This is a genomic window from Deinococcus aquatilis DSM 23025, assembly GCF_000378445.1.
GTDB classification, from domain to species: domain Bacteria; phylum Deinococcota; class Deinococci; order Deinococcales; family Deinococcaceae; genus Deinococcus; species Deinococcus aquatilis.
Window position 1 is genome coordinate 1 of the sequence record NZ_KB899696.1, and the last position, 14,127, is coordinate 14,127.

Here is a 14,127-nt window from a genome sequence, read left to right on the forward strand (position 1 = left end):
TTCTCTTGCTCGATCAGGCGGGCTGGCATACCAGCCAGAAACTCCAGGTGCCGCCGAATCTCTTCCTCTTGCCCTTTCCGGCGTATACGCCGGAACTATCCCCCGCTGAACCCATGGTGACCAAGCTGAAGCTGCCCATCGCCAACCAGACGCTCAACACCCTTCAAGAGGTGGAGGATTTGATCGCCGCAGAGTGTGTCCGGCTCCAGCACAACCCTCAGGAAGTTAAATCGCTGACCCTCTTCCCTTGGATCAAACATGTTTTGGACTCATTTTAAGCTCGTATCAATACCTCGGCCCTGACGCCCACCGCATGCAAGACAGGCAACAACGCTCTTTGGGCTGAAATCTCAGTTTTTACAGCTCTGGTCAACAAATAAGGAAGCGCCCCTCTGAACGAGTGGACGCTTCCTTATTACTCTGGACCGCTTACCCCGACGTTCCTGCGGCGCTGGAAGGCTTGCCGCACGATGTCAGGCAGATACTCGCGTAGGTGCAGCATGGGCAGGCCGAAAGTGCTGCGGGCAGGTTCATTGGGCGCGGTGTTTCCTTCCTTGAGCATGGCGTACTGGTCGGAGGTGATGGGCGGCTTGGGCAGAATCTGCATGGCAGGCACGGCCAGATTCATCAGGGCCAGTGGCACGGCCAGGATAGGTTTCTTTTTGCCCAGCGCTGCCAGTTCGAGTTCCAGCAGGGCACGGAAGGTAAATTCATCGGGACCGGTGAGGGCGTAGGTCTGGCCTACACTGGCAGGCAAGTCCAGCGCACCCACGAAAGCCCGCGACACATCCTGCACACTGATGGGCCGGAAGGGAAACTGCCCGTTACCGATCTGGGGCACGATGGGCGCGGCGCTGACCAGCTCGCGCAGAACTCGGCCAAAGAAGTCGTCTCCGATACCGAAAATCAGGCTGGGTTGAAAAATGGTGAAGGCCGTGCCACTGGCCCTGACCAACGCCTCGGCCCGCGCCTTGGAACTGCTGTAGCGGCTGCTGCTGTCCTCACGTGCGCCGAGAGCGCTCATATGCACGTAACGTGCACCGCGTGGCAGGGCGGCCAGTACGTTGCGGGTGCCTTCCACATGCACGCGCTCAAAGGTCTGCGTACCCTGCTGCGTGATGATGCCCACCAGATGAATGACGGCGTCGGGGTTGGCCTGCCCCACGGCCCGCAGAACGCTGCCGGGATCGGATACATCCAGCGGCACACCCACTGCACCTGCGTTGCCCGCTGCGCCGCTGCGACTGCCCGCAAACACCTCGTGGCCCCGGTTCTGCAATTCTTTGACCACTGCTTTGCCCACGAATCCCGTTGCCCCTGTCACCAGTACCCTCATGCTTTTTCCTCCGTCGTGTTGGTCTGGATCTGTCCTGCAAAAGATTCCTGAACTGAAGAGGTCGTCGGCTTCCCGCCTGCTCCAGACAGCCGCTCCAGAATGATCTGCGTGGCCTGCGCCGCATCTGACCCAGCATAGATGCCGCCCAGGGTCGCTGCCAGTTCGGGCCGGGCATTCAGCAACCCGCCGCCCAGAAACAGAGGCAATTCCAGAGCATTCAGGTCAGGCCACTGGCCCTGTGTGGCGTCCAGCGCCCAATCTCCGTTCATTGCCAGCAAAACGCCCTGCGCCCCGACCTGCCGCGCGAAAATGGCAAGGTCGCCCAGAGGTGTATTGGCCCCCAGATAGGTGACCCGCACCCCCCGGCGGCGCAGCACCAGCACCAGCATCATCAGCCCGAGTTCATGCTGCTCGCCAGGAGCGCAGGCGGCCACCAACAGCGGCCCAGTGGTGCTTTCTCCCTCGGAATCCAGCAGGGCCGTGATACGGGAGCGCAGGAAGGCGCTGGCATGATGCTCGTGCGCGATCGTAATTTCTCCGCGTGCCCACAGTTCTCCCACGCTGACCAGTGCAGGAGACATGACGCCCATCAACACGTCTTCTACAGAGAGGTGCAGTTGCGCCTCGGCCAGAATGCGGCTTGCTGCAGCCATATCGGGAGCCATCAGGGCACGCAGCAGCGCCCCCGACCAGGCCTCGCCCGCCCGTTCGCGCTCGGCGGGCGAGGTGGCCGGGTTGTCTGTGGGCTGACCCTCTCCGGGTAAAAAGCCGCGCACCGTCAGTTCGGCAGCGCGGCCAGCAGGCACACCATCTCGCAAAAAGGCCTGCATCACCTCTATACGGGCCAGGTCATGCGGAGAATACAGGCGGTAACCGCTCTCGCTGCGGGCAGGCGACGGAAAGCCGTAACGCCGTTCCCACTGGCGCAATGTCACGGCAAGAACACCCGTGCGGGCCGAGACTTCAGAGGCGGTAAACATGGCCGTCGAGTCCTGTTCCGGCAAAATAGGTTGAGCGCCGGAATCGTTCATTGCTCCCTATCTTGACTGCTCAGCTGTCTCTTGATGGTAAGCGATGCTGAGTTGAGCCGAATTCTGGGTTTGACCAAGTGGTTTGATAAGTGTCTACTTGTCGGTGCCGGGCAAAGGTTTGCTTCTCACGGGGCCGCCGTCTACACCGCCACTACGGGTGGTGCCGAGGCCGCCCTCCGCTGCTCCGCCCAGATCACTGTCGCCATCGTTGTTGGGCGTGCCCTGACGGTCCTCAAAATCGCTTCCGCCGAGGCGTCCATCATCGAAGCCCGGCTGATCGTTGGGATTGCGGCTGTCGTCGTCTACATCGGCCCGCAGAATGCTCTCTACCGCCATCTTGTCCTGCAAAAGTTCTCCTGTCGTGCCTTCATCGACGGGTTCGCCGCGGGTCTCGGCAGACTGGCGGGCTTCTCTGGACATGTCGTCGGTCTGGGCCTGTCGGTCGTTGGTCTGATCGTCGTCGCGCTGCGTCATGGATGCAGGCTAGTCCTGGCGTGTGGGTCGGCGCTGAGTGAGCCTTGATGAAATCTACTTGATGAATGTTCGGCTGGTCTCGGCTGGGCAAATTTCAGGCGGGCAACCTCCGGCTGTCCAGCACCCCTGGCCCCATAACGTGCCCCAACTCCTTCCGCGTTCCGTCTATACCCCGTAGACTGGCCGGATGCGTTTACTGCTTGACCTCCACCCCGATGCTTACCCCCTTGAGGGCTTCCGAAAGCGGCAGCTGCTGGAGTGGGTGTTTGTTCAGGGCGCGGGCAGCTTTGAAGCCATGACCAACCTGCCCGCCGACCTCCGCGCAGAGCTGGCAGGCGAGTTCGCGCTCAACCCTTTCCGGGAAATAGAAACGGTTCGCAGCACCGACGGATCGGTCAAGTACCTGTTCACGCTGCACGACGGACGGCAGATGGAGGCGGTGTACATGCCTTATCTGGATCGCCGCACGATCTGCGTGTCCACGATGGTGGGCTGCCCGGCCAAGTGCGCCTTCTGTGCCACGGGCGCGATGGGCTTTGGCCGCAACCTGACCCCCGGCGAAATCGTGGGGCAGGTGTTGGCCGTTGCAGGCGGCGAGGGCATCGCGCCCCGTGAGCTGCGAAATCTGGTGTTCATGGGCATGGGTGAACCGCTGCTGAACTACGACCACACCATGCTGGCCGCCCGGATTTTGCTGCACCCACAGGCACTGGGCATGAGCAAACGCCGAGTCACCCTCAGCACGGTCGGGCTGCCCAAGGGCATTCGCCGCCTCGCCGCCGAGGATGATCTGGGTATCAAACTTGCCATCAGTCTGCACGCCCCCGACGAAGAAACCCGCCAGCGCATCATCCCCACCGGGCACCGCAACTCGATTGCCGAAATTATGGCCTCGGCGCGGGAATATCAGGCCGTGACCGGTCGGCGCGTTACCTTTGAATATTCCATGCTGCGCGGGGTCAACGACCAGTTGTGGCAGGCCCGCGAACTGGCCTCGCTGCTGCGCGGTCTGGTCAGCCACGTCAACCTGATCCCCATGAACCCCTGGGATGGATCCGGCTTCGAGAGCAGTACCGAAGAAGAGATTCAGGCGTTTTACGACGAGCTGGAGGCGCGTGGCGTGGACGTGAGCGTGCGCCGTTCGCGTGGCAAGGATGCGGGCGCGGCCTGCGGACAACTGGCCCTCAAGCGCCCCGACGCCGTCACCGGGAGTGTAGCAAGCATTTAAAGCCCGACAAAAATTCTGCTCTTACTGGCCGCCCATCTTCATGTAATGGGCGGCCTTCACGCTATCAGGGGGGATTTCTCACGTCCCCGCACCGAGCTGTGAGAAACCCAGCGGCTTTCCCATCACGCTGCCCCGTCAGTCATGAGACAATTTGGTGCGCCCAGCGCAGTTCAGCCCACCTGGCTCCTTCAGGCACTGTACCCTTGAAAAAGTAAGGGTTTGGAAAGAACCCGATGATTAGGCTCAATTCGTTTCCGACTCTCAGGAGGCTCTTAAGTGACGCAATCCACTCGCCCGGCCTTGACATTGTTGCTGCTCGCCCTCACCTCGAGCGCGGCGGGGCAGACACTGATCGACACTTCGACCAGCATCGGCATTCAGAACACTCTCCAGCAGGGAAGCACGGGCAGCATCGGCTCAACCCTGAAAGCGGCACAGAATGTGGCCCAGACAGTGCAGACCGTACAGCAAGCTGAACAGGCTGCTGCCGTGCCTGCTGTGCCTGCACCCACGCCCTTTACAGCGGCCCAGACCACTCAGCTTCTGGCGGCCCAGAGCCTTCTCAAAGAGAACAACTACCCGCAGGCCCGCGCCGGATTCGAGGCGCTGGTTGCTCAGAACTATGCCCAGCCAGAGCCTCATTTCGGCCTCGGGTTGGCATTGTTTGCACTGGGCGATTTCAAGGGGGCAAACTTCGAGTTTACGCAGTTGAGCCTGCTGGCCCCCGACCGCTTCGAGGGGCCGTATAACCTCGGTGTGATCGCCACCCGCGAACGCCGCTACGACGATGCTCTCAGGCTGTACGGCAGCGCGGCAACCCTGGCGCGTGGCCGCGTCTCTCTGACCGTGCAGCGGCAGGTGCTGGACGCCCTGGCTGCCGAGCAGACCCGCGCCGCTGCTTACGCTGCTCTGGTCACGACCCTCACCGAAATCGCGGCGCTGGCCCCCGACGACGCTGCCGTGCAATTCCGGCTGGTACAGGCACAAACGCTGGCTGGACAGAGTGCACAGGCTTTGCCCGGAGCGTACGCTCTCATGCAGCGCGAACCGTCACGGGCCGACGTAGTGCTCCTGATTGCCGATATCTATGTGGCGCAGGGCCTGCCTGACCGCGCTATTCGGGAACTGGACGCCGCCGCGCCGCGCATGGCAACGGGAGCAGACCGCGCCAGCCTGCTGCTGAGAAAGGCCAACCTGCTGAGTGCAGGCGGCGATACTCGCGGAGCAGTGGTGGCTGCCCAGGCTGCCGCCGATGCCGATGGCCGCTCGGCCTCTACATTCGCGGCATTGGGGACATTCCGGGTCGCCCGCAACGACCGCCCCGGCGCACTGACCGCGTACCTGAACGCGGTCAAACTGGCCCCCAAAAATGCCGCCTACCGCACCGATCTCGCCGCCGTACGCCTGACGCTGGGGCAAAATGCCCAGGCTTTTGCCGATGCTGTGGCCGCCATCAGACTCTTTCCTGAAGCCGCAACCCTGGCCCGTGCCCAGTACGTGCAGGGGATCGCCGCCTACCGTCAGGGGAACTTTGCCGATGCCCGCGCCGCCCTCAGGTCCAGTGCCCTGAAGGCCGCAAGTGCCGATACCTACTTCTGGCTGGGTCTGAGCCAGTACGCCCTCAAAGATTACGTGGGCGCGGCAACAGCCCTGAGCGAAAGTGTGAAGCTGGAACCGAGCGTGAATGCCCGCCAGAATCTGGCCTCAGCACTCCTCGCCAGCGCCCGCTACCCTGAAGCCGAAGCCATTTTGCGCGGCCTGGTCAGCGACAATCCCAAAAACGATGAGGGATGGTACCTGCTGGGCGTGACCCAGCGTGCCCAACGCCGCGAAAGTGAGGCGAGACAGGCCCTGAAGACGGCGGCCAACCTAGGCAACGTCCGTGCTGTGGCGGCCCTGAAATGACCTCGCCGCAGACCAATGGCAGAGGCAACGGCAGCAAAAGCAGCGCCGCACGCTGGCCCGACCTTCTGATCGGCCTGCTGGTGCTGCTGCTGCTGGGCGGCTTCGGCTTCTTGCTGTTCGGGCAACGTTCGGGCAATACCGGCACGACCGCCAACACGCCGTCCCCAACAACGCCAGCCGAATCCGTTCCAGCACCCGCAGAAACCGCCGAGATTCCCGCCGCGCCAGGCGCAGTAGTCACGCCTCCGGAAACCACGACTGCTGCACCCACCCAGACGCCCGCCGAGACTCCGGCAGAGATTGCTCCAGTAACCGGACAGACGCCTGAGCAGACACAGACTCCTGCCGTTCCTGAAACGGCTGCACCTGAAACAACCACGACGCCCGCTGCCACAGCACCCACAGCGGCGACCCCGGCCACTCCGGGTGCGGCGGCCACAGAAGCCACCACATCTCTGGGCGATATTCCGACCATCGTAGCCGCGCCTGTAGAAGCGGTGCCCACAGAAACGCCGACCACCGCAACGCCCGCTGCGCCAGCAACCACTGATCCGGTGGCTCCCGCTGCCCGTACAGGCGGAGCGGTCGCCACCAGCGAAACGCGCACGCCCCTGCGTTCCGATTACCGCATCAGCCTCGGCAGCTTTTCTTCAGAAGCTACCGCCACCAGCCGCACGGCAGGCGTGAGCGGCCTCGGCTACCGCGTGTATCCCATCGACCTCGGTTCCGAAGTGGTGGCCCAGATCGGCCCCTTTGCCGACGAAGCCACGGCGCGGCAGGCTCTGGCCGACATCGTGCGGGCGTACCCAGGGGCAATTCTGTACCCGCCCCGCAACCGCACTCTGACCGGAGGCTCGGGCAGTGGCACCAGCCCCACCTCCGGCAGCACCGCACCCAACACCGCCACGGAAAGCGCCGCACCCAACGTCACGGCCCCTGCTGCCACTCCACCCGCCGCCACACCTGCGCCCCAGGCTGCCGCGCCCGATGGCCCGGTGTACCTGCAGGTGGGGGCATTCGACCGGGTAGAAGGCGCTCAGAATCTGGTGGGCACGCTGCGCGATCAGGGCTTCGCACCCACCGTAAATGCCCCCGAAGGCCGCAAGGTGACCGTGTTGGTCGGCCCTTTCAGCGGCGACGCCCTGATCCGTGCCGAAGAACGCCTGTCGAGCAGCGGCCTCGATTCCTTCCGGGTGCGCTGAAGCTATGGCTGATATTCCCACCGCCGCCATCAGCCGCCTCGTGACCTACCTGCGAATTCTGGAGCAGTTGGAAACCCAGGATGTGAGCCGCACCAGCAGCAATGATCTGGCTGAACGCGCCCAGGTGAGTGCCTTTCAGGTTCGTAAAGACCTGGCCTATTTTGGGCGCTTCGGCACACGCGGCATGGGCTACACCGTGCCGATTCTGAAGCGCGAACTGGTGCGGGTGCTGGGTCTGAACCGTACCTGGAGCGTGGTCATCGTGGGTATGGGGCGGCTGGGGCAAGCGATTGCCAACTATCCGGGAGCCAGCGATTACCGCTTTCAGTACGTGGGGCTGTTTGACGTCAATCCCCAGATCGTGGGCCAGAACATCCGCGATTTGCGGGTACAGCACACCGAACAGTTGCCTGACTTCGTGAGTGCCACGCCCGTAGATATGGGTTTCCTGGCCGTTCCCCCCGACCGTGCCCAGGACGCTGCACAGGCGCTCGTAGATGCGGGCGTGCGCGGCATCCTGAATTTTGCTCCAGTCGTCATCCAACCACGCACCACCGAACGCGGCGGCGTCAGCGAACCCGGCGACGAGTGGCGCAACGTGACCATTGAAAACGTCGATTTTTTGGCAGGCATGAAGCGCCTCGCCTTTTACATCCTGAATCCCACCTTGAAAGCTGCCCTGACGGAGGACACCGAATGAATACACGTATGAACGCCCTGATGAACAACCGATCTCTAGCAGCCCTGATTGCCCTGCCACTGCTTTTGGCCTCGTGCGGCAGCGTCACCGGGTCACAATTTTCTTCTCAGGCCAGCGTGTCTGGCGCACGGATTGACGTCACTATCGAGCGGGTGTACGACAAAACAAGCAAGCAGCTCAAGCGGATCGACAGCACCTTTGTCATGACCCAACCACAAGTCAGTTTTATTACGCGGGCAGGCAGCGTGGGCGGACGGATCGTCAGTGCCCAGATCACGGTGAACGATGAAAGCGGCAACCGGTACGCCGAGAACAGCGGGCAATATATACAGAACTTTGGTGACCGCCTGTGGCAAGGGTACGCCTGCAAAGCGACCGATGGCACGGTAAATACCGCCGTCGATCCTGAGACCTGTACCTTCGTCAACCGTGTGGAATACACCCGCCAGCAGACTTTCCCTAACGGCAGCAATGCAGGCACTGTGCAACTGCTCGCTCCACGTATTGGCGAAACAGCGACGGGCGACTGCATTGAGGGCCCCTGCCCAGCCAACCTCTCTATGAACATCACATTCAACATCGTGGACGATCTGGGCCGCAGTCAGACTCTGCCCGTCGTCAAAGCGCCTATTCCAGTTTTCCGTATTAGTGACACCGGAGTTGAAGAATGAATCCAGCACGTACTGTTCTATCCCACACTTTTTCGCCTCAGCGTAGCCCCGTGTTGTGGCTGCTGACTGCCGCCCTCACTGCCTGTGGCGGCGGTAGCACGCCTGCACCCGGCGGCAACACTGCGCCTCAGATCGTTGTCAAAACTGCGGGTGGAACAGTTATCGGTGCAGATACCTATGTCGCCAGCGGTGGGCAATTCATAGTTACAGCTTCCGATCTGGAAGGCAGCATCAAGAAAGTGGTGTACAGCATTGATGGCGGTACCGACACCGATCTGACGCCAGCCAGCCGTATGATCCTGACGCTCCCTGCACTGACGGGCGGCACCCACACAGCTAAAGTGGTCGCCACCGACGATGCGGGGCTGACCACCACGCTCAACGTTCCCTTTCTGGTAGACAACGCCGCGCCCGTGCTGAACAGCGTGACCCTGAACGGTACTGCTGCTGCCACCGCCACGACCTTTACCGTGGGTGACGCCGCAACCCTGGTCGCGCGGGCCAGCGATACGCGGGGCGACGCGGCGAATACGCCAGCAAGCGTCACGGTCAACATTCTGGAAGGCAATACAGTGCGGGCAAGTGGAAGCAACGTCGCCACTGCCGACCTCAGCAAAAATGCAGATGGTACGGCCCGCACCGCTGGAACCGTCACCGTGACTATTCAGGCCGTAGACAGCGTGGGCTTTGCCACCAGCCGCACCGTCAATCTGACCTTCCTGGCAGCAGCTACGGGAGGCGCAGACGGAACGACCACCACGCCTCCAACCCTGACCTGGCTTACGCCCGCCGCCGAGTTCGTGAGCGGGAACGGCAGCGTGAATCTGCGGGCCAGCGCTGTCCGCAACGGCCAAGACGTAACGGGCAGTCTCACCTATTCCGCCACCTGCGGCACAGTCGTAGGCAACATCTGGACGCTGGGGGCCGATTGCGCCGATGGCAGCAAACAGGTTCTGACCGCTACTGTGCTGGACGGCGGCAAACAGTATTCCCTCTCCAAAACGGTGACGGTAGACAGCGCCAATCCCAGCGTGCAGCTCACCAGCCCGCAGCAGGGCCAGAGCGTCACCACCAATCCGGTAACCGTCAAGGTGAATGCCACCGATTCGGGTAGCGGTGTGGAAAAAATTGATGTGATCGCTACCGACGCCAGCGGCACAGTCACCCGCGTGGGCAGCTTGCAGGCTGCGTCGGGCGACGTGATCTGGGCACCTATGAACGGTACCTATACCCTGACCGCCACCGCGACAGACAAGGTAGGCCGCACCAGCAGCAGCACCGTGACGGGTATCCAGGTGCAGCTCAGCAGCACCGACGCCATCAATCCTACGGTGACGGCCGTGACCCTGCCTTCTGGAATTCTGCGCGGCACACAAACTGTCACCGTAGATGCAACCGACGCCGCCCCCACCAGCGGCATCGCCAAAGTGGAGCTGCTGGACGGCAGTACCAGCCTCGGCGCACAGAGCACGGGCGTGAATGGCCGCTATACCTTCAGCCTCGATACCAGCAAGCTGAGTGACGGTACACATACCTTGCGGGCTGTGGTCACCGACAACGTGGGGCGTTCCGGCGAAAAGACTGCCGCTGTAACGGTAGACAACACTGCGCCAGTGGTGACGTGGCAGTCTCCGGCAGCGGGCAGCGTGACCAAAGGCCGCGTGACCCTGAACGCCAGCAGCAACGAAGGCACAGTGAGCTATCTGGTGGACGGCACAGCCACATCAGACGTAGATGCCGCCACCGCTGGTGTGCAGGTCGATCTGGCCGACGGGACGCGTCAACTGACTGCTGTGGCCAGCGACGCCGCAGGCAACAAGAGCAGCGTAGCCATCAGCGTCACCGCCGACGGCACCGTACCTACTACCAGTATCACCAGCCCCGCCACTGGTAGCACGGTGACCCAAAATCCAGTAACCATTCAAGTGACCGGGGCAGACACTGGAAGCGGTATAGAGCGTATTGAAGTGCGGGCCAACAACATCTTGGTCGGAACGGTACAGGGCAATACGGGCAGCGTGACCTGGGTGCCTACCAACGGAACCTACACCCTGATCAGCACAGCTATCGACAAGGCAGGGAACAGCACCGTCAGCACGGCCAACATCGTGACGGTGAGCCTGACGGCCAGCGATACCTCTGCGCCCATAGCGGGCACAGCACCGACCGTTCCCGCTGGCCCGCTGCACGGCACAGTGGTACTGGGCAGCGACTTTACTGACCCAGAAAGTGGTGTCGCAAGCATCGAGTTGTATGACGGCCCTACACTTCTCCCTTTGACTGCTCTGCTGACCCGCACGGCAGGTGGCAAGACAAGCTATGAATTTAGTCTCAACACCAACACGCTGGCCGACGGCGTCCGTAATCTCCGTGTGCGGGCCACCAACGGGGTGGGCCTCACCACGGACCAACTGGTCAACATCACAGTAGACAACACTGCGCCAGTGGTGACGTGGCAGTCTCCGGCAGCGGGCAGCGTGACCAAAGGCCGCGTGACCCTGAACGCCAGCAGCAACGAAGGCACAGTGAGCTATCTGGTGGACGGCACAGCCACATCAGACGTAGATGCCGCCACCGCTGGTGTGCAGGTCGATCTGGCCGACGGGACGCGCCAACTGACTGCCGTGGCCAGCGACGCCGCAGGCAACAAGAGCAGCGTAGCCGTCAGCGTCACCGCCGACAGCACCGCACCTACGGCGCAGATCACCAGCCCTACCATCAATCAGACCTTTACCAGTGGCCCCATCAGCGTGGCAGTGCAGGCGCAGGACATCGGCAGCGGCGTCAGCAACATCGCGGTGTATGCCAAACCCGCTACGGGCAACGAAGAACTGGTGGGTATCCTGACGGCCAGTGGCAGCCTTTCCTGGTATCCACAAAAAACCGATAGCACTGCCTATGAACTTCGTGCCGAAGTGACCGACAAAGCGGGCAATACCAGCCTCAGCACGTTGGTCAGCGGCGTGAAACTGCAGACGGCGAGCAGCATTATTCCGCAGGCCGTGACCGTGACCGTGCCTGCTGCTGCACCTCAGGGGAAAACCGTCAATCAATCGGGGCGCGACTATGTGCGCGGCTACCTGAATGTGAATGCCAGCGCCACCACCAACGCCGTCAGCGGCCTGAAGTCGGCAGAGCTTCTGATAGACAACACTGTCGTTGCCACCGAAACACAGAGCACGGGCAATCCGACTTTCAATTTCAACTTCGATACCCTGAATGATGGCCTGCACGACGTTGCCGTGCGCTTTACCGACAATGTCGGCACAGTCAATGCGCCCAAGATCAGCGTATTCGTGGATAAGACCGCACCTGTTGTGGCCTGGACGGCTCCGGTCAATGGATCAGTCACCAGCAACGCCTCACCCACGCTCACGGCTACCGCTACCGACGCTGTGTTTGGTGCGCTGACACCCACATACACAGTAGACGGCGGCCCAGTACCTGCCAGCTTCAGCGAAGGCGCACATCAATTGGTCGCCACCAGCACCGACCTACTAGGAAATACCGCCCAGAGCAGCATTAGCCTGACCGTAGATCAGACGCCGCCCGACATGAACGTGACCAGCCCGACTGCAGGGCAAGAATTTACTGCCGCACCCATCACGATCAGCGGAACGGCCACCGACAAATTCAGCAGCGTGGTCAGCATCAGCGCCACTGTCACCAACCCAGACAACAGCAAGACCGTTCTGGGCCAACAAGCAGGGGGCACCTACTCCGCGCCGTTCACTCCCAGCACACCCGGTACATACAGCGTGGAATTTACGGCTACAGACGCCGTGGGCAAAACCCAGACTGCTTCACGCACGTTCACTCTGCGCGATGCCGAAGCGCCCACCATTACTCTGAGCAGCCCAATTGAAGGCCAGCTTATTGAGGGCGATAGCTTCACCTTGAGCGCCACTGCCGCTGACAATGTCAAGGTGGATAGCGTCAAGTTCTATGCAGGTGGGGAAGAATTACCAGCTACCTCAACAAGCGGAAGCTTTACAGCCACTTGGAATACCAGCACTGTTCGTAATGGCGCAAACAAAGTCTATGCCGTGGCTATAGATGCTGCTGGAAATCGCACGACCAGTACAGCGGTGAATGTCACAGTGGCCCGTAAACCCACCGTCAGCATTACCTCGCCTACCACTTCGACCGCCCTCCTCAGCAACTTTATCAACGTGAACGTCAGCGCCATTGATAATAATGGCATCTCACAAGTAGAGCTATTCGCCGATAATGTCCGTGTTGGCATGCTGACCAGCGCTCCCTATAGCTTCTCGTTGAATACTGCGAACTATGCGAATGGTGAGATTGTGCTGTTTGCCCGCGGCACAAACACAACAGGGCAAGTGAAAGACAGCGAGAAAGTCAAGATTCAGGTCAAGAACGATGTCGCCCCAACACTGGCTATCTCCGCTCCAGCCAACGGTGCTCTGGTCTTAGCCCCTAACATACCCGTACAACTGACAGTCACACGGCGCAGCAGTGATTTTGATATTCAGCCGATGACCTATCCAGACCCCTCCGATTCAACCAAGACAATTACAGAAGATGCCATCCGTGTCGATATGCTGGATTACCGAGGCAGTTTGGTAGCTTCCCGTTACATCGCGGCCAAGGACAATGTGGACGGTGTGTACACCACTCCAGCGTTTGACCTCGCTGGCTTACCCGCCGATGTCTACACCCTCCGCGCTAGCATGATGGTGAAACTGAACGGCAACCTGAATCCTCAACCCGTTGAACAAACGATTCAGTTCACCACACGCAACCAGAGCAGCAATCCCCCAGCGGCGATTATTCGTCTGCCTGTACGCTTGAATGCAGATCAAACTCAGCTTCCTGTTCTTAACCGCGACTCTGCGATATTTGTTCAAGCCAGCGATGACACCGGCCTGAAATACATCCAGATACGCTTTATTAACGAGGATGGCACTCCTACCAACGCTTACTTGCTGAATGAAACCCTCAACGGCCAGCCGGGACCGTTTGACCGTCTGATTCCCACCCTTGAGATTGACGGCTCGCAGTATGTGAGGGATCAAAACTATGTCTTGCGTATCACGACGGAAGATGTAGATGGCAACCGCAACATTCAGGAAGTGAAGGTCAAGGTAGACCGTGGTCAACGTCTCCCTACATATTCCACCACCACAGATGGCGCGGATGCTGGAGGGGTCAGTGGTGGCGCTTTCAATGATCCCACAAACCTCATTTCTGGACAGCTGAATCACAACAGCGCCAGTTGGGGCTTGGGGTGCAGCACCACGACTTTTACAGCAGCCCCCACAGTTGGCCAACAGCAGTTAGTGCCTTTGACTTGTGCCTCTCTGAGCAGTTCAAGTCGAGTGATCGGCTTGGTGTACAGGAATGGCATTCTGATTGCCAGCGATGTTCGTCCCCAGACCACGGGAGAGCAAAAACTGTCTTACGGCTTTACGGAGCCTGGCGTCTATCAGGTAGACTGGATCGTTCAGGATCTATCCTCGGGCGTAGTACAGCGCTACCGGGGCGAAGCGAAGTCTGTTACCCGGAACGAATAAAGCTATCCACCAAAAGCCCCCCGCCTATTACAGGCGGGGAGCT

Annotated in this window: 9 protein-coding genes and 1 pseudogene; 7 read left to right on the forward strand and 3 right to left on the reverse strand. The window is 61.0% G+C overall.

Annotated elements, in window-relative coordinates:
* A pseudogene (locus F561_RS30450) lies at positions 1–278 on the forward strand (IS630-like element ISAva6 family transposase); the annotation flags it as partial.
* 137 nt (positions 279–415) lie between these two features.
* Here F561_RS30450 and F561_RS0101275 read toward each other — a convergent pair.
* From F561_RS0101275 to F561_RS0101285, 3 genes are all read right to left on the reverse strand, one after another.
* Positions 416–1,336 (reverse strand): NAD-dependent epimerase/dehydratase family protein, encoded by a 921-nt coding sequence (locus F561_RS0101275; protein WP_019008120.1) that lies wholly within the window; start codon positions 1,334–1,336, stop codon positions 416–418.
* Entirely contained in the window at positions 1,333–2,367 is a 1,035-nt protein-coding gene (locus F561_RS24490; RefSeq protein ID WP_019008121.1) for a MerR family transcriptional regulator, read from the reverse strand. Before F561_RS24490 ends, F561_RS0101275 begins: the two co-directional genes overlap by 4 nt.
* A 93-nt stretch (positions 2,368–2,460) precedes the next feature.
* The gene (locus F561_RS0101285) at positions 2,461–2,841 is read right to left on the reverse strand and encodes a hypothetical protein (protein ID WP_019008122.1); all 381 of its coding nucleotides are present in this window, start codon (positions 2,839–2,841) and stop codon (positions 2,461–2,463) included.
* Between the two features lie 187 nt (positions 2,842–3,028).
* On the opposite strand from F561_RS0101285, the gene rlmN reads away from it, so the two are divergent.
* The 6 genes from rlmN (at position 3,029) to F561_RS0101315 (ending at position 14,084) form a co-directional block, all read left to right on the forward strand.
* The gene (gene rlmN, locus F561_RS0101290) at positions 3,029–4,069 is read left to right on the forward strand and encodes a dual-specificity RNA methyltransferase RlmN (protein ID WP_019008123.1); all 1,041 of its coding nucleotides are present in this window, start codon (positions 3,029–3,031) and stop codon (positions 4,067–4,069) included.
* Positions 4,070–4,345: 276 nt separating this feature from the next.
* Entirely contained in the window at positions 4,346–5,974 is a 1,629-nt protein-coding gene (locus tag F561_RS0101295; RefSeq protein WP_157451462.1) for a tetratricopeptide repeat protein, read from the forward strand.
* Positions 5,971–7,176, forward strand: a complete 1,206-nt coding sequence (locus F561_RS0101300) for an SPOR domain-containing protein (protein WP_026298508.1) — start codon at positions 5,971–5,973, stop codon at positions 7,174–7,176. Before F561_RS0101295 ends, F561_RS0101300 begins: the two co-directional genes overlap by 4 nt.
* Positions 7,177–7,180: 4 nt before the next feature.
* Positions 7,181–7,876, forward strand: coding sequence for a redox-sensing transcriptional repressor Rex (locus F561_RS0101305; protein WP_019008125.1), 696 nt, complete (start codon positions 7,181–7,183; stop codon positions 7,874–7,876).
* Positions 7,873–8,547: a hypothetical protein gene (locus F561_RS0101310; protein WP_019008126.1), complete on the forward strand. Its 675-nt coding sequence runs from the start codon at positions 7,873–7,875 to the stop codon at positions 8,545–8,547. The genes F561_RS0101305 and F561_RS0101310 overlap by 4 nt, the downstream gene beginning before the upstream one ends.
* A 50-nt stretch (positions 8,548–8,597) precedes the next feature.
* Entirely contained in the window at positions 8,598–14,084 is a 5,487-nt protein-coding gene (locus F561_RS0101315) for an Ig-like domain-containing protein (protein WP_019008127.1), read from the forward strand.
* The last annotated feature ends 43 nt before the right edge of the window (positions 14,085–14,127 follow it).

Bases quoted from the DNA above. Each gene is read 5' to 3' on its own strand.
- F561_RS0101285 (WP_019008122.1), bottom strand. From the start codon at position 2,841: ATGACGCAGCGCGACGACGATCAGACCAACGACCGACAGGCCCAGACC.
- F561_RS0101310 (WP_019008126.1), top strand. From the start codon at position 7,873: ATGAATACACGTATGAACGCCCTGATGAACAACCGATCTCTAGCAGCC.
- F561_RS0101275 (WP_019008120.1), bottom strand. From the start codon at position 1,336: ATGAGGGTACTGGTGACAGGGGCAACGGGATTCGTGGGCAAAGCAGTG.
- F561_RS24490 (WP_019008121.1), bottom strand. From the start codon at position 2,367: ATGAACGATTCCGGCGCTCAACCTATTTTGCCGGAACAGGACTCGACG.
- rlmN (WP_019008123.1), top strand. From the start codon at position 3,029: ATGCGTTTACTGCTTGACCTCCACCCCGATGCTTACCCCCTTGAGGGC.
- F561_RS0101300 (WP_026298508.1), top strand. From the start codon at position 5,971: ATGACCTCGCCGCAGACCAATGGCAGAGGCAACGGCAGCAAAAGCAGC.
- F561_RS0101305 (WP_019008125.1), top strand. From the start codon at position 7,181: ATGGCTGATATTCCCACCGCCGCCATCAGCCGCCTCGTGACCTACCTG.